Origin of the sequence: Dietzia sp. UCD-THP (genome assembly GCF_000349585.1) — a bacterium.
GTDB classification, from domain to species: domain Bacteria; phylum Actinomycetota; class Actinomycetes; order Mycobacteriales; family Mycobacteriaceae; genus Dietzia; species Dietzia natronolimnaea_A.
This window is the reverse complement of record NZ_AOSR01000002.1, coordinates 1-24,123: the sequence shown is the minus strand read 5'-3', so window position 1 is coordinate 24,123 and position 24,123 is coordinate 1. Positions and strand designations below refer to the sequence as shown.

The 24,123-nt window shown below is 70.0% G+C and carries 23 protein-coding genes and 1 tRNA gene; 8 read left to right on the top strand and 16 right to left on the bottom strand.

Annotated elements, in window-relative coordinates:
- Positions 1-20: 20 nt before the first annotated feature.
- Together H483_RS20635 and H483_RS20630 are read left to right on the top strand one after the other, a co-directional pair.
- Positions 21-584, top strand: a complete 564-nt coding sequence (locus tag H483_RS20635; RefSeq protein ID WP_017835127.1) for a PaaI family thioesterase — start codon at positions 21-23, stop codon at positions 582-584.
- 22 nt (positions 585-606) lie between these two features.
- Entirely contained in the window at positions 607-1,302 is a 696-nt protein-coding gene (locus H483_RS20630) for a PaaI family thioesterase (protein ID WP_017835126.1), read from the top strand.
- A 16-nt stretch (positions 1,303-1,318) separates the two neighbouring features.
- Here the strand turns inward: H483_RS20630 and H483_RS20625 are convergent, their stop codons facing one another.
- Positions 1,319-2,140: an SDR family oxidoreductase gene (locus H483_RS20625; RefSeq protein WP_042328650.1), complete on the bottom strand. Its 822-nt coding sequence runs from the start codon at positions 2,138-2,140 to the stop codon at positions 1,319-1,321.
- Positions 2,141-2,152: 12 nt separating this feature from the next.
- On the opposite strand from H483_RS20625, the gene H483_RS20620 reads away from it, so the two are divergent.
- On the top strand, positions 2,153-2,911 hold the full coding sequence (locus H483_RS20620) for a PaaI family thioesterase (RefSeq protein WP_017835124.1): 759 nt from the start codon (positions 2,153-2,155) through the stop codon (positions 2,909-2,911).
- 28 nt (positions 2,912-2,939) lie between these two features.
- On the opposite strand, the gene H483_RS20615 is transcribed toward H483_RS20620, so the two are convergent.
- Both H483_RS20615 and H483_RS40435 read right to left on the bottom strand, forming a co-directional pair.
- Positions 2,940-3,575, bottom strand: coding sequence for a TetR/AcrR family transcriptional regulator (locus H483_RS20615; RefSeq protein ID WP_238556188.1), 636 nt, complete (start codon positions 3,573-3,575; stop codon positions 2,940-2,942).
- Positions 3,576-3,618: 43 nt separating this feature from the next.
- On the bottom strand, positions 3,619-5,178 hold the full coding sequence (locus H483_RS40435) for a fatty acid desaturase (RefSeq protein WP_031264345.1): 1,560 nt from the start codon (positions 5,176-5,178) through the stop codon (positions 3,619-3,621).
- Positions 5,179-5,432: 254 nt separating this feature from the next.
- On the opposite strand from H483_RS40435, the gene H483_RS20605 reads away from it, so the two are divergent.
- Positions 5,433-7,298: an ABC transporter ATP-binding protein gene (locus H483_RS20605; protein ID WP_031264344.1), complete on the top strand. Its 1,866-nt coding sequence runs from the start codon at positions 5,433-5,435 to the stop codon at positions 7,296-7,298.
- 34 nt (positions 7,299-7,332) lie between these two features.
- Here the strand turns inward: H483_RS20605 and H483_RS20600 are convergent, their stop codons facing one another.
- The 4 genes from H483_RS20600 to H483_RS20585 all read right to left on the bottom strand — a co-directional run bounded on the left by H483_RS20600 (position 7,333) and on the right by H483_RS20585 (position 10,880).
- Complete coding sequence (locus H483_RS20600; protein WP_017835120.1) at positions 7,333-8,262, bottom strand: SDR family oxidoreductase; 930 nt, start codon at positions 8,260-8,262, stop codon at positions 7,333-7,335.
- A gap of 96 nt (positions 8,263-8,358) precedes the next feature.
- Positions 8,359-9,690: a TrpB-like pyridoxal phosphate-dependent enzyme gene (locus tag H483_RS20595; RefSeq protein ID WP_017835119.1), complete on the bottom strand. Its 1,332-nt coding sequence runs from the start codon at positions 9,688-9,690 to the stop codon at positions 8,359-8,361.
- A gap of 40 nt (positions 9,691-9,730) precedes the next feature.
- The gene (locus H483_RS20590; RefSeq protein ID WP_017835118.1) at positions 9,731-10,213 is read right to left on the bottom strand and encodes a GNAT family N-acetyltransferase; all 483 of its coding nucleotides are present in this window, start codon (positions 10,211-10,213) and stop codon (positions 9,731-9,733) included.
- Between the two features lie 10 nt (positions 10,214-10,223).
- Positions 10,224-10,880 carry a hypothetical protein gene (locus H483_RS20585; RefSeq protein WP_017835117.1) on the bottom strand — a complete coding sequence of 219 codons (657 nt, stop codon included), beginning with the start codon at positions 10,878-10,880 and terminating at the stop codon, positions 10,224-10,226.
- A gap of 71 nt (positions 10,881-10,951) precedes the next feature.
- Here H483_RS20585 and H483_RS20580 point away from each other — a divergent pair, with 71 nt between their 5' ends.
- Both H483_RS20580 and H483_RS20575 read left to right on the top strand, forming a co-directional pair.
- Positions 10,952-11,482: a peptidylprolyl isomerase gene (locus H483_RS20580; protein WP_017835116.1), complete on the top strand. Its 531-nt coding sequence runs from the start codon at positions 10,952-10,954 to the stop codon at positions 11,480-11,482.
- Between the two features lie 118 nt (positions 11,483-11,600).
- The gene (locus H483_RS20575; protein WP_017835115.1) at positions 11,601-12,335 is read left to right on the top strand and encodes a rhomboid family intramembrane serine protease; all 735 of its coding nucleotides are present in this window, start codon (positions 11,601-11,603) and stop codon (positions 12,333-12,335) included.
- Here the strand turns inward: H483_RS20575 and H483_RS20570 are convergent.
- On the bottom strand, positions 12,325-12,831 hold the full coding sequence (locus H483_RS20570) for a PH domain-containing protein (RefSeq protein WP_238556187.1): 507 nt from the start codon (positions 12,829-12,831) through the stop codon (positions 12,325-12,327). The two genes, H483_RS20575 and H483_RS20570, sit on opposite strands and share 11 nt — an antisense overlap.
- A gap of 334 nt (positions 12,832-13,165) precedes the next feature.
- The gene (gene crgA, locus H483_RS20565; protein ID WP_031264343.1) at positions 13,166-13,432 is read right to left on the bottom strand and encodes a cell division protein CrgA; all 267 of its coding nucleotides are present in this window, start codon (positions 13,430-13,432) and stop codon (positions 13,166-13,168) included.
- 103 nt (positions 13,433-13,535) lie between these two features.
- Between crgA and H483_RS20560 the strand changes: the two genes are divergently transcribed.
- On the top strand, positions 13,536-14,216 hold the full coding sequence (locus H483_RS20560; protein WP_017835112.1) for an aminodeoxychorismate/anthranilate synthase component II: 681 nt from the start codon (positions 13,536-13,538) through the stop codon (positions 14,214-14,216).
- A gap of 170 nt (positions 14,217-14,386) precedes the next feature.
- On the opposite strand, the gene pknB is transcribed toward H483_RS20560, so the two are convergent.
- The 7 genes from pknB to H483_RS40430 all read right to left on the bottom strand — a co-directional run bounded on the left by pknB (position 14,387) and on the right by H483_RS40430 (position 23,830).
- Positions 14,387-16,405, bottom strand: coding sequence for a Stk1 family PASTA domain-containing Ser/Thr kinase (pknB, locus tag H483_RS20555; protein WP_017835111.1), 2,019 nt, complete (start codon positions 16,403-16,405; stop codon positions 14,387-14,389).
- Positions 16,402-17,973: a serine/threonine-protein kinase gene (locus tag H483_RS20550; protein ID WP_017835110.1), complete on the bottom strand. Its 1,572-nt coding sequence runs from the start codon at positions 17,971-17,973 to the stop codon at positions 16,402-16,404. Before H483_RS20550 ends, pknB begins: the two co-directional genes overlap by 4 nt.
- Positions 17,970-19,442 (bottom strand): penicillin-binding transpeptidase domain-containing protein, encoded by a 1,473-nt coding sequence (locus tag H483_RS20545; RefSeq protein ID WP_017835109.1) that lies wholly within the window; start codon positions 19,440-19,442, stop codon positions 17,970-17,972. Before H483_RS20545 ends, H483_RS20550 begins: the two co-directional genes overlap by 4 nt.
- Positions 19,443-19,449: 7 nt before the next feature.
- A complete protein-coding gene (locus H483_RS20540) occupies positions 19,450-20,892 on the bottom strand; it encodes an FtsW/RodA/SpoVE family cell cycle protein (protein ID WP_017835108.1) in 1,443 nt (480 codons plus the stop codon).
- A 3-nt stretch (positions 20,893-20,895) separates the two neighbouring features.
- On the bottom strand, positions 20,896-22,410 hold the full coding sequence (locus H483_RS20535) for a PP2C family serine/threonine-protein phosphatase (RefSeq protein WP_017835107.1): 1,515 nt from the start codon (positions 22,408-22,410) through the stop codon (positions 20,896-20,898).
- Positions 22,407-22,865, bottom strand: a complete 459-nt coding sequence (locus H483_RS20530) for an FHA domain-containing protein (protein WP_017835106.1) — start codon at positions 22,863-22,865, stop codon at positions 22,407-22,409. The genes H483_RS20535 and H483_RS20530 overlap by 4 nt, the downstream gene beginning before the upstream one ends.
- Before the next feature lie 86 nt (positions 22,866-22,951).
- Positions 22,952-23,830 (bottom strand): DUF3662 and FHA domain-containing protein, encoded by an 879-nt coding sequence (locus H483_RS40430; protein WP_017835105.1) that lies wholly within the window; start codon positions 23,828-23,830, stop codon positions 22,952-22,954.
- A gap of 208 nt (positions 23,831-24,038) precedes the next feature.
- On the opposite strand from H483_RS40430, the gene H483_RS20520 reads away from it, so the two are divergent.
- A tRNA-Leu gene (locus H483_RS20520) sits at positions 24,039-24,121 on the top strand.
- The last annotated feature ends 2 nt before the right edge of the window (positions 24,122-24,123 follow it).

The following is a 24,123-nucleotide window of genomic DNA, read 5'->3' as shown; positions in this document are numbered from 1 at the left end:
TCCCGCGGAGGGCGCGACCCGTGGTGGACACGGGTCCTCTGGACCCGTCCCGAGGTGGCGGGGCGCGGATCGACGAGGTCGACGACGACGAGGCCGGCCTCTACGCCCTGGTGGAGCAGGTGCGTCGGATCCGCGCGCTGACCACCGGGGGGTTGTTCGACACCGACCTCGCCCCGCTGACCGACCGGGTGCGCGAGGTGGCCGACCGGCTGGAGGCCGCCTCGGCGAGTACGGAGCGCAGGCAGGCGGTCACGTGGTCGTCGGGTGACTACGTCACCAACTGCCCGGTGGTGGGCCGCTCGAACGTCCTCGCCCCGCCGGTGGACTTCGACATCCTGGAGGACGGCACCCTCCGCGGCGAGGCGACACTGGGTCTGGAGTACCAGGGACCGCCCGGGTGCGTGCACGGCGGAGTGGTCTCGCTGCTGTTCGACGTGGTCCTGGGCAGGGCGAACTTTCACACCGGGGTCACCGGGATGACCGTCTACCTCGACGTGGACTACCGCAGCCCCACCCCTGTCCTCGAGCCGATCGTGGTGACCGGTCGCCAGGTGAGCGGAAGGGTGAGCCCGGCGCGCGGGTGAACGCGGAGTAGATTCGGTTTTCGTGACCTCCGATGCCTCCGCCACCGATCCCCTCCCCGGAACCACCGGCACCGCTCCGGGCGACGAGACGGGTGTCCCCTTCCTGCCCTGGGATGACGACGCCACCGGCGCCACCGACCTGGCCCGCGAGCTTCGCCGGGTGCGGGGACTGGTGGCGGGGTCGCGCTTCGACGACGTCCACGACGCCGTCACGACGGTGCGGGAGCTCGCCGACCACCTCGAGGCCGTCGGCACCATGGTGCGGCCGTCGGACTACGCGACCTGGGGGGTTCCCGAGCATCTGGCCTCGAACCCCGCCATCGGCAGCCGCAACCCGGTCTCCCCGCCGTTGGAGCCGGTGGTGTTCCCCGACGCCACCGTGCGGGCGGATCTGCGACTGGGCATCGAGTACCAGGGCCCTCCCGGCTGCGTGCACGGCGGGATCGTCGCACTGATCTTCGACGAGATGCTGGGCCTGGCCAACGCCGCCGCCAAGAGCGTGGGGATGACCGCCGACCTCCGGGTGATCTACACCTCGCCGACACCGCTGTACGCCCCGCTGAGGTTCGAGGCGCGCCAGGACCGGGTGGAGGGCCGCAAGATCTGGGCCAGCGCCACCCTGCACACCGGCGAGACGCTGTGCGCGCGTGCCGAGGCGTTGTTCATCGAACCCAGGGGTATCTCGGACGCGCAGCGGGACCGGCCGGTCGAGGGCTGAGCCGGCGGGCGGGGGGTCAGCTCTCCCCGCGCAGGGCCTTCATGCGCCTGTGCGCCCCGGCCACGATCCGGCCGCGATCCACCCCGGAGCTGAACTCGACACCCGCGCGATTGCCCTCCCCTCCGCAGACGTGGACGGGTCCCCGCCCGATCGACTCGAGCACCTCCTCGGCGACCTCGGCGGGCTCGCTCACGGTCATGCCCGGCAGATCCATGTCCAGACCGGCGCGGATCATGGCCGGGGTGCGGGTCACGCCGAGGATCACCTCGACAACGTCCACACCGTGGTCGCGCATCTCCAGCCAGAGGCCCTCCACGAAGACTCGGCTGAACGCCTTGGCGGCCGAGTAGATGCTCATGTCGGCGTGCCCGAGGTAGCCGGCCATCGACCCCATGACCACGATGCCGCCCCGGCCGCGGTCCCGGAGCGTGGGGGCGAAGTGACGGATGATCTGCAGCGGCGCGGTGATGTTGAGGTCGATCACCTGTTGGACGCGGTCCATGTCCGACTCGGCGAACTCCGACCCGTAGGTGTTGGCCCCGGCGTTGAGAACCACCAGCCCCACGTCGAGGCCGTCGCAGGCGGCAGCGATCCCGTCGGCGGCACCCGGTTCGGTGAGGTCGACCGAGAGCACACGGCACTCCACGCCCCTGGCGCGGACCTCGACGGCGGTCTCCTCGAGGGGTCCGGTCCGACGGGCGACCAGCACAGTGCAGACCCCGGCCTCGGCCAGGCGGAGGGCGATCTCGGCCCCCACCCCCTCGCTGCCGCCCACGACCAGAGCCCAGGGTCCGTACGTGGAAGGGTCGAACTGTCTCTTTCTGACGGGTGTCGACATAGTCTTCAGAGTATGGCCCAGAACAACAACAGCCCTGAAGTCGGTCGCGGTCCCCTCCCGAGGATCGAGGGTGTGGACGATGTCCAGCTCAGCAGCATGCGGGCGCGGCTGGGGGAGACCTTCGATCCCATCCCCGTCCCCGACCTCCCCACACCGGATCCCGATCTGGATCGCACGGTGGCGGAGCTGCGCAGACTGCGCGAGGCGGTCTCCGGACTGGCCCACTCGGAAGTCCGGTTGGACGACGTCGCCGACCGGTTGGCCGAGGTCGCGGACCTCCTCGAGTCGCGCGTCCCGGAGCCCGTCCGCCGGCTGGAGACGATGTGGACGGGCGCCGGTTCCCGCAGGGCGAATCCCGTCGGCGGGCCGGAGAACCCGATCGCCCCACCGGTGCGGTTCTCCGCGTGTGATGACGGTTCGGTGACGGCCGAGGTCACGCTCGGACTGGCCTACCAGGGCCCCCCGGGATGCGTTCACGGCGGGATCAGCGCGCTCATCATCGACCACATGATGGGTTTCGCTAACCACTGGGGAGGCCGGTACGGAATGACCGCCCACTACGAGATCGACTACCGCTCACCCACCCCGCTCCTGAAGCCCCTGACGTTCCGCTCGTGGGTGGACGAGGTGGCCGGGCGCAAGACCTGGACCAAGGCGACCATCCACGCGGGGGAGCGGTTGTGCGTGGAGGCCCGTGGTCTCTTCCTCGAGGCCAGTGTCGCGGTCCCGGGTCGACCGGATCAGCGGTCGACGGTGGGGGACGGAGCCTGACCGGTCCGTCGCATCCTGGGCCGCACCGTCACTGCTGGACGTCGACCTGCACGACCTTCTGTAGGTAGGGGGCGATCACCTCGGTCAGGCCCGAGGCCAACTGGTCCGGGTCCTCGGGCGGGAGCGAGATGAAACTGATGCCGATCCGGGCGATGATCGACGCGGCCAACCGGGCCTGGCTGGCCTCGATCCGCATCCAGCTCTCCGACAGGGCCGGCATGAGAACTTCCGTGGCACGCTCGATGAGCGGCCCGGCCTCGGTGGTGATCAGACGCAGCAGGTCCGGCTTGATGTCCCCGGTCACGAGCGCCCGGATCAGCGGATCGCGGCTACTGGACCGCAGGAACCCGTTGATCCCCTCACTCAGCGCGAGCTCGATCTGCCCTGGGTGCCTGATGATCGAGTCCCGGATCTCGCCGGCGAACTTCTCCGACAGCTGGAGCGCGTACGCCTGCGCCAGCCCCTGACGGTTGCCGAAGGTGCTGTAGAGCGTCTGCCGACTCAGTCCCGCGGCCTGGGCCACGTCCGACATGGTCACGGCCGACCAGTCGCGGGACTCCAATAGTTGGTGCATGGCGTCGAAGACGGTGAGGCGGGGCGACCAACGCCCCCCCTGGGAGTCCCCGGAGGAGCGTTGGTCACGTGTCGACGGGCGGCGCGGCATGAGGTCCATTGTTCCTGATCTGATGTCCGCGCGGAGTGGTGGGCTACTTCACGGGCAGGAAGTCGACCTTGTCGCGGACGCCGCAGTCCGAGCACCGCCAGGTGGAAGGGATCGCCGACCACGGGGTACCGGGAGGGAAGCCCTCGCGGGGCTCACCGGCCGCCTCGGAGTAGTGGTGCCCGCAGTTCGGGCACACGTACTCGCCGGTCGGTGAGGACTGGTCGGCGGCGATGTCGGTGTCGACGACGACCTTCTCCGCCACCGCGCTGGTGCCGTCACCGGTCGCGTCGACGCCGTAGCGGGCGAGGATCTTCTCGCGCTTGGACGGCTGGATGTTGGCCCGCGTGATGTCGCCCTCGTAGTGGGCCAGGACCCGCTTGTCCATGACCTTGCGCCACAGCGGCGGCACGTAGGCCAGAACCATCATGGTCGCGTAGCCGGACGGAAGCTGTGGGGCCTGGTCGAAGCTGCGCAGCACCTGGTAGCGGCGCATCGGGTTGGCGTGGTGGTCGGAATGACGCTGCAGGTGGTAGAGGAAGATGTTCGTCACCAGATGATCGGAGTTCCACGAGTGCTCCGGGCGGCAGCGCTGGTAGCGGCCGGCCGAGGTCTTCTGTCGCTTCAGACCGTAGTGCTCGAGGTAGTTGACGACCTCCAGTAGCGAGAAGCCGAAGACCGCCTGCACGAGGAGCCACGGCGCGACCTCCCAGCCGAACACCGCGATGAGTCCGCCGAACAGGACGACCGTCATGAGCCAGGCGTTGAGGTTGTCGTTGCGGATGGTCCACGGCCCCTTGCCCAGACGACCGAGGCGCTCGACCTCGAGGTGCCAGGCCGATCGTGCGGAACCGACGACGCTGCGCGGGAGGAACGCCCAGAACGACTCACCGAAGCGCGAGCTGGCCGGGTCCTCGGGGGTGGCGACCCGGGCGTGGTGACCGCGGTTGTGCTCGATGAAGAAGTGCCCGTACCCCGTGGTGGCCAGGGCGACCTTGGACAGCCACTTCTCGCTCCCGGCGATCTTGTGCCCCAGCTCGTGGGCGGTGTTGATCCCGATCCCTCCGGTGATGGCCACGGTCCAGGCCACGCCGATCGACGCCGCGATACCGAGACCCCCGTCGTACCCGAGCCACGACAGGTCCTGGGCGGTCCAGAGGTAGCAGGCGACGATGAGCGACGCGTACTGGAAGGGGATGTACAGGTAGGTGCACCACCGGTAGAACGGGTCGGCCTCGAGCTTGTCCATCACCTCGTCCGGCGGGTTCTCGCCGTCGGCGCCGATCGCCAGGTCACCGAGGGGGATCACGATGTACACCAGGACGGGGAGCAGGAACCACGCGGCGGAGGCGGCCCAGCCCAGACCCAGGGAGTTGAACCCGGCGACGAACGGCATCGACAGGAACAGGCCCATCGCCGGGATCAACCCGAGAAGCCACAGGTACCGCTTGGCGTCGGTCCAGGCGTAGGGCTCGACGGCGCCCTCGGTGGCTCCCTCGGCGGCGTCGCCCACGGGGGAGTCGGCCCGCCCCGCGGGAGACGTCAGGTGGTCCCGGTCGGGATTCTGGGCTCCGCCGCGGGGGCGGATGTATTCGGTGCTGGACATCGTCACGACCTCCGAAGTTCACTCGGGATGTGGCATACGCCACTGCATGAAGTCGAGATTAGACAAAATCCAGTGGCTTGTCTAGACACGATCTCCCGCTTTGTCCAAACGTGACCCTTCCGTGGCCCCTCCGCGTCGTCGGCCCGGTGGCCCGGTCAGCTCAGCCACCGCGGAATAAGGGCACCACATGCCCGGTTGTACCGTCAGGTCGTCGGAAACCCCTCTCCGACGCAGGAGGAGTGGCGGACGTGACGATGCAGCAGGCCGCCATGCGCACCCTGATGCGGGCCGAGAACAACAACATCACCCTCGACCGCAGCGTGTTCACCCGCGAGAACTTCCGGCGGATCGGACAGTTCGCGAGACCGCACACCAGGCGGATCGTCCTGTTCCTGATCCTGTCCGTGTTCGGCGCCTCCCTCGCGGTGGTGACCCCGCTGCTCGCCGGCCGCGTCGTCACGGCGATCGTGGACGGCACCGCCGTACGAGTGGTGTTCCTCCTCGCCGCCGCCATCGCGGTGATCGGCGTCGTCGAGGCGGTCAACGCCGTGGTGACCCGATTCTGGTCGGCCCGGATCGGCGAGGGCCTGATCCTCGACCTGCGGCGTGCGGTGTTCGACCACGTCCAGACCATGCCCATCGCATTCTTCATGCGAACCCGGACGGGTGCGCTGGTCAGTCGACTCAACAACGACGTCATGGGCGCCCAGCGTGCGTTCTCGGACACCCTCTCCGGGGTCGTGTCCAACCTCGTCCAGCTCATCCTGACCCTCGTCGTGATGGCCGGGATCAACTGGCAACTCACACTCATGTCAGTGCTGTTGCTGCCGGTGTTCCTGTTCCCCGCGCGCTACGTGGGCAGGCGGCTGGCCAGGCTGCGTCGCGAGGCCTCCGACCTCAACGCGTCGATGAACGACCAGATGACGGAGCGCTTCAACGCGGGTGGCGCGACCCTGGTCAAGCTCTTCGGCCGCCCCGCCGCCGAATCAGCGGAATTCGCCTCCCGCGCCGGCCGGGTGCGGGACATCGGGGTCCGGACCGCGCTGCTGATGAGCGTGTTCATGAACTCGCTGACACTGGTCTCCACCCTGGCACTGGCGCTGGTCTACGGCGTCGGTGGCTGGTTCGCCCTCTCCGGCGGGATGGACGCCGGGTCCGTCGTGGCACTCGCGCTCCTGCTGACCCGCCTCTACGGACCCCTGACCTCTCTGGCCAACGCGCCGATGGACGTGGTGACCGCCGTCGTGAGTTTCGAGCGGGTCTTCGAGGTCCTGGATCTGGACCCGCTGCTCAAGGACGCCCCCGACGCGGTCGACGTGCCGGAGGGACCGGCCGCCATCGAGTTCGACGACGTCCGGTTCTCCTACCCCTCGGCCGACAAGGTGTCCCTGGCCTCGCTCGAGGAGGTCGCCGTGCTCGACACCCGCGGTGGTCAGGAGGTCCTGCACGGGGTCAGCTTCCGTGCCGAACCAGGTCAGATGATCGCCCTGGTCGGGTCCTCCGGCGCGGGCAAGTCCACCATCGCGTCGCTGCTTCCGCGCCTCTACGACGTGGACTCGGGAGCGGTGCGGGTCGCGGGCCTCGACGTGCGTGGGGTCACCTCGTCGTCACTGCGCCGGACGGTGGGCATGGTCACCCAGGACGGTCATCTCTTCCACGACACGATCCGCGCGAACCTGACCTTCGCCCGCCCGGAGGTCACCGACGAACTCGTGTGGGACGCCCTGCGCCGGGCGCGGCTGGAGGACCTGGTCCGGTCGCTGCCCGACGGGCTGGACACCGTCATCGGAGACCGCGGGTACCGCCTGTCCGGCGGCGAGCGCCAGCGACTGACCATCGCGAGACTGCTCATCGCGGAGCCGTCCGTCGTGGTCCTCGACGAGGCCACCAGCGCGCTGGACTCCACCAACGAGTCCGCGGTCCAGGAGGCCCTGACCGAGGCCATGTCCCACCGGACGTCGCTGGTGATCGCGCACCGGTTGTCCACCGTCCGCGCCGCCGACCTCATCCTCGTGCTGGAGGACGGCAGCGTGGCGGAGTCGGGCACCCACGCCGAACTGCTGGCAGCGGGCGGGCGGTACACCGAGTTGTACGAGACACAGTTCGCCGACCAGGAGTGACGACCCCCGCGCGGCGGCGCGGGGGAGGGCGTGGTCAGCTCTCCAGGTGGAGCCCCAGTTCGCGCGCCGCGAGCGCGGCGTACTTGGAGGTCTGTTCAAATGCGCTCTCCAGGCTCTGGGCGTCGGTGAGGTCGGCGATTTCGTTCCACCTCTCGGCCACGACCTCCGGGGTGCGGGCGTTGTCCGGGAGGTAGACCCCGCGGCTCTCGACCATCTGGGAGACGGCGAACACGCCGGCGCCGGCACCGAGGATGGTCTTGGTGGGCGCGTCCTCGCTGACCATGAACAGCGCGCCGGGCGCGATGGTCTCCGGGCCCATGATGTCCAGCACCCGCTGCGGCAGGAGGTCCTCGGTCATGCGGGTGGCGGCCGTGGGGGCGATGGAGTTGACCTTGATGTTCTTCTTGGCGCCCTCGATGGCGAGCACGTTCATGAGACCGACCAGGCCGGACTTGGCGGCGGCGTAGTTGCTCTGGCCGAAGTTGCCGTAGATGCCCGAGGACGAGGTGGTCATGAGGATGCGGCCGTATCCGGCCTCGGCCATGTGGGGCCAGACGGCCTTGGTGCAGTTGACCGAACCCATGAGGTGGACCTCGAGGACCTTGCGGAAGTCGTCGTTGTCCATCTTGGCGAACGACTTGTCGCGCAAGATGCCCGCGTTGTTCATGAGGATGTCGATGCGGCCCCACTTGTCGATGACCGAGGAGACCAGCGCGTCGACCGCGGCCTCGTCGGTGATGTCATTGCCGTCGACCATGGCCTCGCCGCCGGTGGCGACGATCTCGTCGACGACTCGCTGGGCGGGTGAGGACGTGCCACCCTCGCCGTGGACGTCGCCGCCGAGGTCGTTGACGACGACCTTGGCGCCGCGCTCGGCCAGGGCGAGGGCGTAGGCGCGGCCGAGGCCGCCTCCGGCGCCGGTGATGATCGCGACGCGGTCGGTGAAATCGATGGGATTGACCATGGGTGACTCCTGATGTCGAGAGGGGGTCGGTTCAGTTGGTGGGTGGCTGTGCGGCGACGAGGCCGTGACCGCGCGAGGTCCCCGCCGGCTCCGGGCTCAGCCCAGCTCGCCGCGGACGTACGACTCGTAGGCCGGGAGATCGAGGAACCCGTGACCGGACAGTCCGATCACGATGGACGGGCCCGTGCCCGCTTCCCCGGTGTGCCGGCGGGCCTCGTCGAGCGCTCCGGCGAGGGCATGGGTGGACTCGGGCGCGGGCACGATTCCCTCGGCCTTGGCGAACTCCACACCGGCCGCGAAGGCGACGTTCTGCTCCACCGCGATCGAGTCGAGCAGCCCGAGGTGCTTGACGTGGCTGACCAGGGGTGCCATCCCGTGGTACCGCAGACCGCCCGAGTGGATCGGGTCCGGAACGAAGTCCTGGCCCAACGTGTACATCTTCATGAGCGGGGTCAGCCCCGCGACGTCCCCGTGGTCGTAGCGGAACTCGCCCTCGGTCATGGACGGGCACGCGGACGGCTCGACCGCGACGATCCTCGTCCGCGCGCCGGCCAGGTTCTCGCGGATGAACGGGAACGCCAGACCGGCGAGGTTGGAGCCGCCTCCGGCGCACCCGAACACGTAGTCGGGGGCCGTCTCGCCGAACATCTCCAACTGTTTGAGGGCCTCCTCGCCGATGATCGTCTGGTGCAGGCACACGTGGTTGAGGACGGAACCCAGGGAGTAGCGGGACTCGGGATCACCCGCCGCCACCTCGACCGCCTCCGACACCGCCATGCCCAGCGAACCGGGGGTCCGGGGGTCCTTGGCGAGGAAGGACCGTCCGGCCTCGGTCAGGTCGGAGGGGCTGGGGTGAACGGACGCGCCGAAGGTCTCCATGAGCATGCGGCGGTACGGCTTGGACTCGAACGACGCCTTGACCTGCCAGACCTCCACCTCGATGCCGAAGGCCTGGCCTGCGAATGCCAGCGAGGCACCCCACTGCCCGGCGCCCGTCTCGGTGGTGAGCTTGGTGATGCCCTCCGCGGCGTTGTAGTACGCCTGGGCCACGGCCGTATTGGGCTTGTGCGAGCCGACCGGGCTGGTGCCCTCGTACTTGTAGAAGATCCTCGCCGACGTACCGAGCGCCTTCTCCAGTCGGCGCGCACGGATGAGGGGCGAGGGCCGCCACAGGCGGTAGATCTCCCGCACCTCCTCCGGGATCTCGACGTACCTCTCAGCGGTGACCTCCTGCTCGATGAGCGCCATGGGGAAGAGCGGGGCGAGGTCTTCCGGGCCGAGCGGCTCCTTGGTGCCGGGGTGCAGGTGCGGCGCCATCGGCTCGGGCAGGTCGGCCTGGATGTTGTACCAATGGGTCGGCATCTCGCTCTCGGGGAGCAGTGCCTTGACCAGAGGGGCCGTGACCGGCGGTGCAGCGTCAGACGTCATGTGGTGTCCTCGGGAGATGTCGGGAGGGGTGAGCCACACCTCATCTTACGAGGTCGCGCCGCATGGGGAGGTGTGGGATCCGCTCATCCAGATACTCCGGTCCGCAGCGGAGGAACCCGAACTGCTCGTACCACCCCTCGAGGTGGGACTGGGCGCCTATCTCGACGGGCATCGCGCCGCAGAGCCCGAGGCCGTGACGGATCAGGACACCGGCGATCCCCCGCCCTCGCCACCCGGGCGCCGTACACACCCGGCCGAGGTGCATGACCCCACCGTGGACCCCCGACCCGAACACGCGCAGGGTCGCCACCAACTCCTCCGGGCCGGACTCGGTGGCCGGAGCCCAGGCCAACAGGTGCGTGGTGCCGGGGTCGGCATCGACCTCGTCGATCTCCGCGTACGGGCAGTCCTGCTCGGCGACGAAGACGTCCACGCGCAGCTTGTACAGCGCGTGGACGTCCAACGGCCCCAGCCCGGCCAGCGGAGAGGCGACGACTCTCCACGGAGGGTCGTGCTCACCCATCAACTGCAGGTCAGGGCTTGTCGGCCGGGGAACCAGCGGCCGGGTCGTCGTCCGACGGTTGCGGCGCGGAGCCGGCGGCCGGGCCGGGCGCGGCGCTGCCGGCCGCGGGCGCCGTGCCGTCGGGCTGATCTGCGGGACCCTCGGGGTCGGGGGACTCGATGGTGAGGTCTTCGCCGGCCTCGGATTCACCGGCGGTGCCCGCCGGTTCGGTGGAGGCCGTGGTCCTGGGGGTCGTCGTGGGCGCGGCCCCGGAGTACTCCTGGCCACGCAGGAAGTACGCGGCAGCACCCGCGACCGCGGCGCCGCCGGCGAGTCCGACGATCCACAGGGGCGCGAGGCGCCGCCGCTTCTTCGGCGTGTCCTGGGGGGCGGTGAGAACGGAGGTCTGCTCCCGGAGGGACTCGGCGTGTTCCTTGGCGTCCGCGGCGAGGTTGCCCAGGATCTCCGCCTGCTCCGCGCGCCGTTCGCGCAGCACCTGGATGCCGCGGCTGGCGCCGAACAGGGCCAGACCCGCGGGCCCGCGGGTGGCGGCCACCGCCGCTTCACCCAAGAAGCGGGGATCCTTGAGGTCGAATGCCTTCCGGGCGGCGGTGCCGGCCTTCTCCAGGTCCTTCTCGGCGGACTTGATGGCCTTACGTTCAGCGGCTTGATCACTTCGTGTGCTCATGGGTAGATGGTGGCACAGGGCCCGGACCCCGACCACCACCTAACCGACATCCACCGGTACCGCGTGGCAGGATGGTCGCCGTGAGCATCGCAACGCAGAAGGCAACCATCCACACCACCAAGGGCGACATCGTCGTCGAGCTGTTCGGCAACCACGCCCCGGAGACGGTCGCGAACTTCGTCGGCCTGGCCGACGGTTCGAAGGACTACTCGCAGGCCAACGCCAAGGGCGAGAAGAGCGGCCCGTTCTATGACGGTTCGATCTTCCACCGCGTCATCTCCGGGTTCATGATCCAGGGCGGCGACCCCACGGGCACCGGTCGTGGCGGTCCGGGGTACCAGTTCAAGGACGAGTTCCACCCGGAGCTCCAGTTCAGTGAGCCCTACCTGCTGGCCATGGCCAACGCGGGCCCGGGGACCAACGGTTCGCAGTTCTTCGTCACCGTGGGCCCCACGCCGCACCTGAACAACCGGCACACCATCTTCGGGAAGGTCGCCGACGCCGACTCGCAGAAGGTCATCGACGCCATCGCCACCACCAAGACCGGGGCCATGGATCGTCCGGTGGAGGACATCGTGATCGAGTCCATCGAGATCTCCTGACAGTTGATCCCCGGGGTCGTGGCGACACGACCCGGCCAGCGGCGCGGGCACCGGTACCCCGGTCCCGCGCCGTCGCTGTCTCCATGACGATGCAGAAACGGTGACACCCCACCACGCCATGACCACTCAGACCCACAGCGGCGGCGCAGTCTCCCGCTTCTTACGCCTCCAGCCGGTGACCGCGTGGCTCATCACCGCCAACCTCGCGGTCTACGCCGCGACGGTCGCCCAGTCGCGGAGTCTGCTCGCCAACCATTCCGCCGCGCTGTTCCAGGCCACGGCGCTGTATCCGCCGGTGGTCGCCGCCCGGGACGAGTGGTGGCGTCTGATGACATCGGCGTTCCAGCACTTCGGCCCCATGCATCTGCTGCTCAACATGTACATGCTGTGGATCCTCGGTCTGGGTGTCGAGCGCAGCATCGGCCACGCGCGGTTTCTCGCGCTCTACCTGGTCTCGGCCCTCGGCGGGTCCGCCGCCGTGATGTTCTACGGCCAGAACGCGCTCACGGCCGGGGCGTCCGGCGCGATCTTCGGGCTCATGGGTGCCTATGCCATCGTCGCGATGTCGATGCGCGTGGACGTCAAGGGGATCGGGATACTGCTGATCCTGAACATCGGCGTGAGTTTCCTGGTCCCGGGCGTCTCGCTGGCAGCGCATCTGGGCGGTCTGCTGGTGGGTGCGCTCGGCGCGCTGGTCCTGGTGGCGTTGCCCCGTCGGTTACCGAGGCGGGTGGGCCGTGGCGGACGGGAGGCCGTGTCGTGGCTCGGCTACCTGGTGCTGGTGGCGATAGTCGCGGCGGCCGCCTGGTACGCGGCCGACACCATGTCGCCGGGGTTCGTCCTCAGAGGGTAGAGCCCCCGAACCCCAGTTCCACCAACCGGTCGGTCACCTCACGCGGATCGGTCCCCAGGTCGCCTCGCGTGAACACCTCGAGTACCTCCCGACCCCGGTCGTCCACGTACTCCAGCCGCATGAGGTGCTGCCGCACGCCCCATCGCGCGACCCCCAGTGCCCGCGCCTCGACGACCCGGGCGGGCGGGACGAACACCACGCCCCTGAGCTTCCTGATCGCGAGCTGCCCGTCCACCACCTCGATGCGGGGACGCCGTATCAGCTGCATCACCCCCGCGGGGATCACGAACACCGCCAGGAGTCCGGTGAGGATGAGCCCGAGCGGGTCCCCGTTCGCCGACCCCACCGCCACGGCACCGACACCGAGGGCGATCTGCGCGCTCGGCCACAGCACCCCCGGACCCCACGAATCCGCTCCCCACGAATCCGCACTCGCCGAATCCGGACCCCCCGAACCCGAACCGTGCCCGCCGGGAGACGCCGCTGGCTCACTCATCCCCCCATCCTCCCTCATCCACAGGCGGCATCCACAGTGTGGATGAATCACACGGGTGGAGTTCGATCCGCGTTCGAGAGCCCGGCACCCCGACCTGCGGAGTCGTCTTCGTCGTCGTCGTCGGCGGTTTGTCCCCAGTGTGGAGGGAGTTGTCCACAGCCTGTGTGGGCGGGTCGGGTCAGCGGTAACAGCGGTCACTTCGCCGTATGCACCACGTTGACCTGCGTTGATGTCAATTCGATAAGAAAATGCAGGTCACCCCCCGCGTGATGCGGGGGGTGACCTGTGTATAAGACTGTGGATTACCCGGAACGGGGCTCCGTGAGAACGGGTGTCAGCGCCAGTTCATCGTCATGAGGAGCCCGACGACAGCCAGACCGAACCCGATGGCGAAGTTCTGCCACGTCTCGAGGGACTGCATGAACGGGATCCGCTCACCGGCGATGTAGTAGGTCACCAACCACGCGAGCCCCAGGATCATGAGACCGAACATCACGATGATGTACCACTGCGACGTGGGCGTCCCCTTGACCTTGACGGGGGTGCGGCTGACGGCCGCGTCTGTGTACTCGGTCTTCGACCGGACCTTTGACTTGGGCATGACGTCCTCGCGCTGGTGGGGCTGCACTGGTGGGGCTGATCCAGGGCAGTCTACCAAGCCCCACCCCGGACGTTCATCCCACCGACGGCAGTACGCTGCATCTATGCGCATCCTCGTCGTCGACAACTACGACAGCTTCGTCTACAACCTGGTCCAGTACCTGGGCCAGTTGGGAGCCACGTGCGAGGTGTGGAGGAACGACGACGAGAGGCTCGCCGGACCCGACGGTGGCTACGACCCGGCGTCGCTGGCGAGCGTTGTCGCGGAGTTCGACGGCGTCCTGCTCAGCCCCGGCCCGGGTACGCCGGACCGGGCGGGGGCCACGATCCCGCTCATCGGGGTCTGCGGACGCGCCGGAGTCCCGGTGCTGGGCGTGTGCCTGGGACACCAGGCGATCGGGGAGGCGTTCGGGGCCACGGTCGACCGGGCCGCCGAACTCATGCACGGTAAGACGAGCCGGGTCACCCACGACGACTCCGGCGTCCTCGCCGGGATCCCCAGTCCCTTCACGGCGACCCGCTACCACTCGCTGACGGTGCTGCCGGAGACCATCCCGGAGGACCTCGTGCCCACCGCATGGACCGCGTCCGGTCTGGTCATGGCGATGCGGCACCGCGAGATGCCGGTGCACGGGGTGCAGTTCCACCCCGAGTCGGTGATGAGCGACGGAGGCCACCGCATGCTCGCCAACTGGTTGGGGATGTGTGGCGAGCAGCCGGAGGAGGCCCTGGTGGCGGGTCTGGAGCAGGAGCTCGACCGGGCCCGGGGCGCCGCGCTCGCCTGAGCCGCCGCGCCGCCCCACCCGCGCCGAGTCCCGCGCCGAGTCCCGCGCCGAGTCCCCCGCACGCCCGCGCCCGCCCCCACCCGGCCCTGCGCTCTCATCGATAAGAGCGTTCCGCACAGATCCACTCGGCCGATGTGCGCGGAACAGTCTTCTCGACGAAGGGGCGGGGCTCAGCCGGGGCCGGGTACCAGCCCGAAGCGGATCACGCGCACCACGACCTGGTCGTTCACCCCGGCCTCGCCGACAGGCGGCTGTTGCGAATAGATCTGCCCCACCCGGGTGAGATCCGGATCGTTCTGCGGCAGCTCGACCAGCTGACCGCGGCCTCCCCGCCACCCGGCGCGCTCGAGCTCGGCCAGCGCCTCGGGCACGGTGTCTCCCACGAGGTTGGGCATGAGGAACCGGTTCCCCGCCGAGACCTGCAGCGTGATCGTGGCTCCCTTGAGCTGCGTCTGCCCGGCCGGGGTGGACTGGTCCACCACCTGACCCTCCGGCGCGGTGCCGTCGACCCTGCGGGTGTCGACCCGGAATCCCAGGCCCTCGAGGGTCGCCCGGGCCGAGTCGATGGACTGCCCCACCACCCCCGGCACCTGCAGTTCCTCGGGGCCGGACCCCACCGTCAACCTGACGGGACGGTCTGAGGGCACCTGGGCGCCCGGGGGCGGATCGGTGTCCACGACCTTGTCCTGGTCCTCGGTTGTCGAGGGGCGGGCCTCGTTCTCCGGGACCACCTCGAACCCTGCTTCCTCGAGGGCCACCCGCGCGTCCACGGGTGACATCCCCATGACGTTGGGAACCGTGAGGATGGGCCGGCCGGTGGACACCAGGAGAATGATCTCCGAGCCGACGGGGAGGCGCTTGCCGGCGATCGGGTCGGAGGCGACCACCAGGCCCGCGGGGACCCTCTGATCCGGTTGCGGGTTCTGGACCGGCTCCAGGCCGAGGGCGGTCAGTTCGTCGACCACCTCCTGCACGGGCCGCTGGGCGACCTCCGGGACGGTCACCTCCTGGACCTGGACGACCGCGCCGTTGCGGTCGGACGTCGCCCAGATCGACAGACCCGCCACGACGGCGAGGACGAGCAGGGCCGCGATCGCGATCGTCGCCGCGCGGGGGCGTCTCCGGCCGCCGTCACCGTCGCCGGGGCCCGCAGCCCGCGAGGCTCCGACACCGGTGGCGGCACCGGCGGTGAGCCCGGGCAGTGCGTGCGCCTCGGTGGGCGCCTCGGACGGCGGGATCCGGTCGGGCCGGCCCGAGCCGAAGCCCGCCCCGGCGAACCCGTGGGGGGCGTCGGGCCGCTGGCCGTCGTCGAGTTCGTCGTCGGAGAGCACCAGCGGCGCGGCGGGACGACCCCCGCTCAGGACGGTGAGCAGGTCGGTGCGCATGTCCCCGGCGGTCTCGTACCGGTTCTCGGGGTTCTTCGCCATCGCCTGCATGACCACGGCATCGACGTACCGGCCGACCTCGGGGTTGATCGCCGACGGAGGCTGCGGGGACTCCCGGACGTGCTGGTACGCCACCGCGACAGGGGACTCGCCGCTGAACGGGGGGGTTCCGGTGACCATCTCGTACAACACGCAGCCGGCCGAGTACAGGTCCGATCGGGCGTCGACCGTCTCGCCGCGGGCCTGTTCGGGACTGAGGTACTGGGCGGTGCCGAGCACGGACGAGGTGGTGGTGAGCGTCGAGGTCGAGTCGCTGACCGCGCGCGCGATGCCGAAGTCCATCACCTTGACGGCCCCGTCGCGCGAGATCATGATGTTCGCCGGCTTGACGTCCCGGTGGATGATCCCCTTCTTGTGGGAGAAGTCGAGAGCACCGCAGACGTCGGCCATCACCCCGAGAGCGCGTTCCATCTCCATGGGGCCGTCCATCTTGACGATGTCCCGGATGGTGTCGCCCTCGACCAGTTCCATGACGATGTACGGGAGTGCACCGTCGTCGGTGCGCTCCTCGCCCGTGTCGTAGATCGCGACGATGGAGGGGTGGTTGAGCGACGCGGAGTTCTGGGCCTCCCGGCGGAAGCGCTGGTAGAAGGTCTCGTCGCGGGCCAGTTCGGGCCGCATGATCTTGACCGCCACGTCGCGGCCGAGCACGGTGTCCCGTCCCCGGTGGACCTCGGACATCCCGCCGAATCCCAGGACCTCGCCGATCTCGTACCGGCCTGCGAGCAGATGGGGCGTGGTCATCCGCGGTCACCTGCCCTGCCGGGGCCGGGGGCCGCCGCGTCGGGCCCGGTGTTGCCGCCCGGGTTGCCGCCACCGTTGCCGCCCGGGTTGCCGCCACCGGCCTGGGCCTGCGGGACGAAGGAGTTGAACTCGGAGGTCAGTGAATCGAGCATGTCCTGCAGGTCGGGCGGCGGGGGTGTCTCGGTCGGCGTCGGCTCGGGAGGGGGAGTGGGTTCGGGGGTGGGCTCCGGGGCGGGGGCCGGAACCTGGGTGGTCTGGGTCTGGGTCAGGGTCTGCGGAACCGAGGTCGCGGGCGGGGTCGTGGGTGTGGTCCCGCCGAACAGGCCTCCGGGCCCGAACACGCCGGCGTTGGACAGTGCGATCGCGGCCGCGACGGCGAGGGCCGCGAGCACGATCACCACGACGAGGAACCAGCCGGCGCACCCCGCACCGCCGCGTCGTCGGGGGGGCCGTGAGGTGACCGGCGGGGCGGGGTGGCGGCGCGCGGGCGCCTGTGCGGGGGACTGGGCGGGTGCCCGCTGCGTCCGGTACGGCGGTCGTGACCCGGCCTGCGCGGCCGACCCGGGATGGAGTGCCGTGTACGCCCGGGTGGGATCCGGACGCGCCCCGGTGCCCGGCCCGGGGGTCTCGTCGGGCAGCACCGTGGTGGCGGCGGTGGCCGCGCCCGCGCCGGCGGCTGCACCGAGGACCCCCCCGGCGGCCGCGGCGAACGCCTGCGGGGGCCGGGGGTCACGGCCCGCGCGCACGTCCGCGACCGCCTCGGCGAAGGCCTCCCCGTCGGGGTACCGCCGGTTCGGATCCTTGATCATGGCGTCGGACAGGAGCCTGCGCACCGGCGGCGGTACCGAGTCGGGGAGCGGGGGCGGCGTCTCGCGGACGTGCATCATCGCCACGCTCACCGGGGAGTCGGCCACGAACGGCCTACGCCCGGACAGGCACTCGTATCCCACGACCCCGAGGGAGTAGACGTCGCCGGCAGGGGTGGTCTCGTGGCCCATGGCCTGCTCGGGCGCGATGTACTGGGCCGTGCCCACGACCATCCCGGCCTGTGTGACCGCCGCGGACCCCATCGATTTGGCGATGCCGAAGTCGGTGAGCTTGACCTGCCCGGAGGGCGTGATGAGGATGTTGCCCGGCTTGACGTCCCGGTGGACCAACCCGATGGCGTGCGCGGCGTTGAGCGCGCGACCGGTCTGCTCGAGCATGTCCAGGGTGTGGCGTAGCGGGAGCGACCCCTCGCGCGACAGGACGTCGGAGAGCGGCTCGCCCACCACCAACTCCATGACCAGGTAGGACAGCGGGTTCCCCGAGGCCGGGTCGTCGATCTGCCCGTAGTCGTAGACCGTCGCGATACCCGGGTGGGAGATCCGCGCCGTCACCTTGGCCTCGGACCGGAACCTCTCCACGAATTCCTGGTCGGAGGAGAACTCGGCCTTGAGGACCTTGACCGCGACGTGTCGGTCCAGGACCGCGTCGGCGGCCTCCCAGACCTGCCCCATCCCGCCCGTGGCGATCAGGCGCAGCAGTCGGTACCGGCCGGAGAGCACCGCTCCGGAGTTCAGGCTCATCCCGCGCCCCCGAGGAGTGCCCCCAGGACCTCGCGGCCGATGGGGGCGGCATAGGTGGAGCCCACGGTGTCCCTGGTGATGCCGGGACCCGACTCGAGCGCCACGGCCACGGCCACGTCCTGGCCGGGGACGAAGGCGATGTACCAGGTGTAGGGGACGGTCGTCGCGGCGTCCACCCCGTGCTCGGCGGTACCGGTCTTGGAGGCGATGGTCACCCCGGGCAGCCCGCCGCCGGCGTTGCGCTCCGCTCCCTCCATGAGTTCGGTGAGGGTGGCGGCCTGCTCGTCGGTCAGGGCGCGCCCCGCGTCCTCGGGGGTGAACCCCTGGACCACGGAGAGGTCGGGCGCCGTGAGGGAGCGGATCAACTGGGGCTGCATGCGTACCCCGCCGTTGGAGACGGTGGCCGCCACCATGGCGTTCTGCAGGGTGGTCATGCGGACGTCGCTCTGACCGATCGAGCTCATGGCGAGCTGCGCCGCGTCCTCCATCTGGCCGAGTCCGGACGGTGCCGCGGGGATCCCGAGTTCGTCCGGTTCCCCGCCGTCCAGACCGAATCGCTCGGCCATCTCGGTGAACGCGTCGGTGCCGATCTCCTGGCTGAGCTCCACGAACGGCACGTTGCAGGAGAGTTCGAACGCCGTGCGGAGGGTGACGGTGCCGCCACCACAGGTCTGGCCGGCGTAGTTCTGCAGGAACGTGGAGGTGCCGGGCAACAGCGTGCGGTCCGCGCCGGACACCGGGGTCTCCGGTCCCATCCCGGATTCGAGTGCGGCGGCCGTCGTGATGACCTTCATGGTGGACCCGGGCGGCAGGGACTGCTGCGTGGCGTGGTTGAGCAGCGGCCGGTCCGGGCTCTGTTCGATCCGCTCCATCTCCTGGGTGCGGACGGTCTGCTCCTGGCTGGACAGCGCGTTCGGGTCGAACGCCGGGCTGGAGGCCAGGGCCAGCACCTCCCCGGTCGAGGGCCGGACGGCGGCCACCGAGCCGACGAAGGGCCCCTGGCCGGCGCCCCGTTGCAGTGCCCCGAAGGCCGCCTCCTGCGCGGCGGGGTCGAGGGTCAGCTCCACCGACCCGCCCTGGGGGGTCCGGCCGGAGATGAGCCCGGAGATGCGCTGGGAGAGCAGCCTGGGGTCCGACCCGTTGAGGAAGGCGTCCTGGGACTGCTCGATCCCGGAGGTGGCGAACTGCAGGGAGTAGTACCCCACGGTCGGACCGAACGCGACCGGGCTGGTGGGATACGTGCGCTCGAACTCGTACCTACCGTCTGAGGGCACCGACATGGCCAGTACCCGGCCTCCGGCGGTGATCTGCCCGCGCTGGCGGGAGTACTCGTCGAGCAGCATCCGGGTGTTGCGTGGATCGGCCCGCAGTTCGTCGGCGCGGAAGACCTGGACCCAGGTGAGCTGGAGGAGCAGCGCCACCACCATGACGATGGCGGCGACCGCGACCCTGCGGATGGCGGCGTTCACCCGGTGCTCACCCGGCCTTCCGGACGCGGGCCAGCAGCGGGGTCCGCATCATGCCGGTGGCCGCCTCGGCGAGGGCGGGTGTCTGACGCGGGGTGGGCATCGGCCGACGGGCGTCGTGCGACAACCGGAGCAGGATGGCCAACAGGGCGTAGTTGGCGAGGAGGCTCGACCCGCCGTAGGCCATGAACGGCAGGGTGAGCCCGGTGAGCGGGATGAGGGTGGAGACCCCGCCGACCACCACGAAGACCTGGATGGCGACGGTGAACGCCAGGCCGACTGCGACCAGCTTGCCGAAGCTGTCCCTGATGGTCAGGCCCACCCGGATCCCTCGCAGGACGACGATCGCGTAGATCATCAGCACGGCTGCGAGGCCGATCAGGCCCAGCTCCTCACCGATCGTGGAGGTGATGAAGTCGGTGCCCGCGAACGGCACCTGGTCCGGCCGCCCGTTGCCGAGCCCGGTGCCGCCCATGCCCCCCGAGGCGAGCCCGAACAGGGCCTGTGAGCTCTGGTAACCGCCGGTGTCGAAGTAGGCGAAGGGGTCCTGCCAGATCTGGAACCGCACCCGCACGTGGCCGAACAGGGCGTAGGCCAACACGCCCCCGATGCCCACGAGGACGACGCCGATGAGCAGCCAGCTGACCCGCTCGGTGGCCACATACAGCATGGTCAGCACGGTGGCGAAGAGCAGCAGCGCCATTCCCAGGTCCGTGTTGAACACCAGCACGCCCAGGGAGAGGAACCACGCCACGATGATCGGCCCGAGGTCCCGCCCGCGGGGCAGGTCCACGCCGAGGATGCGACGCCCGGCGCTGGTGAACAACTCACGCTTCTCGACCAGGATCGAGGCGAAGAAGATGATGAGCAGGATCTTGGCGAACTCGCCGGGCTGGATCGTGAAGCCGGGCAGGATGATCCAGTTCTTGGCGCCGTTGATCTCGGAGAACCGGGCGGGGAGGACTGCCGGGATCGCCAACAACACCAGGCCGGAGAAGCCCATGGTGTATCCGTACCGGGACAGCACCCGGTGGTCGCGGAGGAAGTACAACACGGCCGCCATGAAGGCCAGGCCGATCAGCGTCCAGAGCAACTGCCTGGTGACGTCCATCCCCGGCGGGTCGTTGCCGTTGGCCACGGCGCGCGCCGCGTAGGCCAGGTCGAGGCGGTAGATGAGCACCAGACCGAGGCCGTTGAGGAGGGCGACGGCCGGGAGAAGCACGGGGTCCGAGTACGGCGCCAACCACCGGATCAGCAGATGCGCCACCCCGCACAGGCCGAGGTAGGCCAGGGTCAGCCAGATCAGGGTCAGGCTCAGTTCCTGCTCCTGGGCCAGTTGGACGAGGAACAGGGAGAATCCGACGATCACCGACGCGGCGACGAGGAGGACGAGTTCTTTGCCACGGCGGGGCGGGACGGTGACCGCGGGCGTTCCGGATGCGGGGGTGGTCACAGGTCAGCTCACCGCCCGGCAGTCGACTCCCGGCACGGGGGCCGGGGAGGGGCGTGGAGTGGGTTCGGGAGAGCGCTCGGGGGACTGTTCCGGGGCGGAGCCGGGTGACGTGGTGGGCGACGTGGTGGTGGGCGACGGCGAGGTGATGGTCTCCGCCGGGTCCGTGGTCCTGCCCCCGTCGCGCCGGGGCGCACACGGCGGCAGCAGGTTGTCCTGGGCGAGTCGGAAGATCTGGGCCCTGGCGTCCGCGAGGCTGCCCGACGGCATTCCCGCCCGCACCGATTCGCGGGCCGGCTCGCTCAGATCGCCGATGGTGAAGACGTTGCAGGGCGACGGGAGCGTCCCGGCGTCGTGAAGGGTGAGCTCGTCGTCGTCGGTCAGACAGGCCTTCTGACTGACGGAGGCGAGGGAGATGCCGAAGACCTCGCCCGAGATGCCGCGCTTCACCACCACCTGGCTGTCCTCCTCGGCGACGAAGTAGTTGCTCCGCACGAGCAGCGCGGAGACCCCGACGAGTCCCGCGATCAGCACGATCACCCCGACGACGCTCACCGCGAAACGCCAGCGGGTGCCGCGGGGGGCGGCGGGGTCCGACTCGTCTGCGGCTCGCTGCTCCGTGCTCCCGGCCGGCGTCCCCTCGTCGGCCTTGTCCTCGGCGCCTCCCGTGCCGTTCTGAGAGGCGACCTGGGCACGGGAGAAGGCCGCGGCCCGGCCGGCGGCGGTGTCGGCGTTGACGGCGATCTCGCCGGGCTCGTCCGTCGAGGCCGCGCCCACGACCACGGGCACGATCGAGCCGCCGCGGGGGGAGTCGACCACGTCGGCCACGACGACCGTCACGTTGTCGGGCCCTCCGGAGCGCAGCGCGAGCTGGACCAGTCGCTCGGCGGCGGCATCGGCGGATCCGGTGGCGAGGGTCTCGGCGATGGTCTCGGTGCTCACCGGGTCGGACAGGCCGTCCGAGCAGAGGAGGTAACGATCTCCCACCCGGGCTTCCCGGACGGCGGTGGTGGGCTCGACGGGCTCGCCGGTGAGGGCCTTGAGGATGAGCGAGCGTCGCGGGTGCACGTGGGCTTCCTCGGCGGTGAGCTCGCCGCGGTCCACGAGCGACTGGACGAAGGTGTCGTCCTTGGTGATCTGAGTGAGGACGCCGTCGCGGAGCAGGTATGCGCGTGAGTCGCCCACGTGGAGCAGCCCCATGCGTCGCCCGTCGAAGAGCAGGGCGGTCAGCGTGCAGCCCATGCCGTCGGCCTCCGGATGCGCCTCGACGTGCGCGGCGATCGCCCGGTTGCCCTCGTTCATCGCGCGGCTGAGCGCGCCGGCCAGGTCGGAACCGGGTTGGTCCTCGTCGAGCCTGGCCAGGGTCGCGACCATGATCTGACTGGCCAGCTCGCCCGCGGCGTGGCCTCCCATCCCGTCGGCCAATACGAGGACGCGGGGAGCGGCGTAGGCGGAGTCCTCGTTGTTCTCGCGCACCATCCCCGTGTGGGAGCGGGCGGCGTAGCTGAGCGACGGGGTCACGCGCGCAGCTCGATCACGGTCTTGCCGATCCGGATCGGCGTGCCCGCGGCCACCTTGACCGGCGTGGTCACCCGCGATCTGTCCAGATAGGTGCCGTTGGTCGAACCCAGGTCCTCGAGGAACCAGTCCGGCCCGTGGGGGGACAGTCTGGCGTGCTGGTTGGACGCGTAGTCGTCGTCGATCACCAACGTGCACGAGTCGGCGCGGCCGAGCAGGACCGGCTGCTCGGACAGGGTGATGCGGGTCCCGGCCAGGGCGCCCTGGGTGACGACGAGGTGGCGTATCGCTTTGGTGCCGCGGCCGAGGAATCCACCACGACGCTCACCCTGGCCACCCGATCTCATCCCGACGTTGCCGAAGACATCGGTCTTCAGGGCCCGAAGGACGAGGTAGATGAACAGCCACAGCATCGCCAGGAGGAGGCCACGCGAGAGTTGCAGAACGAGTCCCTGCACGAGTTCGGTCCTCCCTCTCCGGTCAGGTCACCTCGGGCAACGTGTGATCGCCCCCGGCGGTTCCCGGGGGTCCATGCCTGTCGAGGCTAGTCGAACCGGACGGTGATCTCCGAGTGTCCTACCCGGATCACGTCGCCGTCCGCCAGCTGCCAGTCCTGCACGGGGCCCTCGTTGACCGTGGTCCCGTTGGTGGAGCCCAGGTCGGACAGAACCGCCTCGCGGCCGTCGAAGTGGATGTCCGCGTGTTGCCGGGACACCCCGGTGTCCGGCAGGCGGAAGGCGGCGTCCTGGCCGCGTCCTAGCAGGTTGGAGCCGCGCTGGAGGCGGAACGTCCGACCGGATCCGTCCTCGAGGTGCAGTGTCACCGAGAGCGAGGCGCGTCCCTGGGTGATCTGCGTGGGGGCGTCGGACGGACCGCCCCACCCGGTGCTCTGGCCTGCGGACCCGGAGCGGGTGGCGACGGGATAGTTCGAGGCGGGTGCCTGCATGGGTTGTCTCTCCTGACTGGCGTCCGGCGGCGCGGGGACCGGTGACGACGGGGCCGGATGGCCCGGTGCCGGTGCCGGCGCGGCGGCCGAGATGTGGAAGGGGACGGCGTCGGGGTCCACGACCCCGTTGATGCGCAGCTGTCCGGTATGGAGGTCGTCGCGCTCGACGAACGTGACCGTGACCGGGCCGTAGGTCTCCCATCCCTGCTCCGCGATGTGATCCGAGAGGTGGCGGGAGAAGGTCTTGACGGCCAGGGCCTCGTCCTCCGTGAAGGACGCGTAGTCCGACCGGGCGAGGGTGATGGTGTAGCTGTTGGAGACCAGCAGGTGACCGTCGACCACCTTGAGCGAGGCCTCCGCCTGCCTGCGCAGCTGTGACTCCACCTCGGCCGCGACCACCTTGCCACCGAAGAGTCGGGCGAAGGCGTCCCCCACCGCACCCTGGAGTGTGCGTTCGAACTTGCCGACGATGCCCATGAGTGCCTCCTCTTCTGTGGTGTGTGCCCGGGTACGCGGTGTGCGTCTGGTTCCTCTGCCCCGCCACTGGAGTGGGCGGCATCCGGTCGATCATAGAGGCGGGAGCGGCCCGAAGCACGCCTCCGAGAACCGCGGGGGCCGTAACCGTGCTCCACCAGCGGATTAGTTCGGCCGGTGTGGCCCGTGTTAACGTATCCGGGCGTTACTCGGGCGAGTGGCGGAATGGCAGACGCGCTGGCTTCAGGTGCCAGTGTCCTTCGGGACGTGGGGGTTCAAGTCCCCCTTCGCCCACA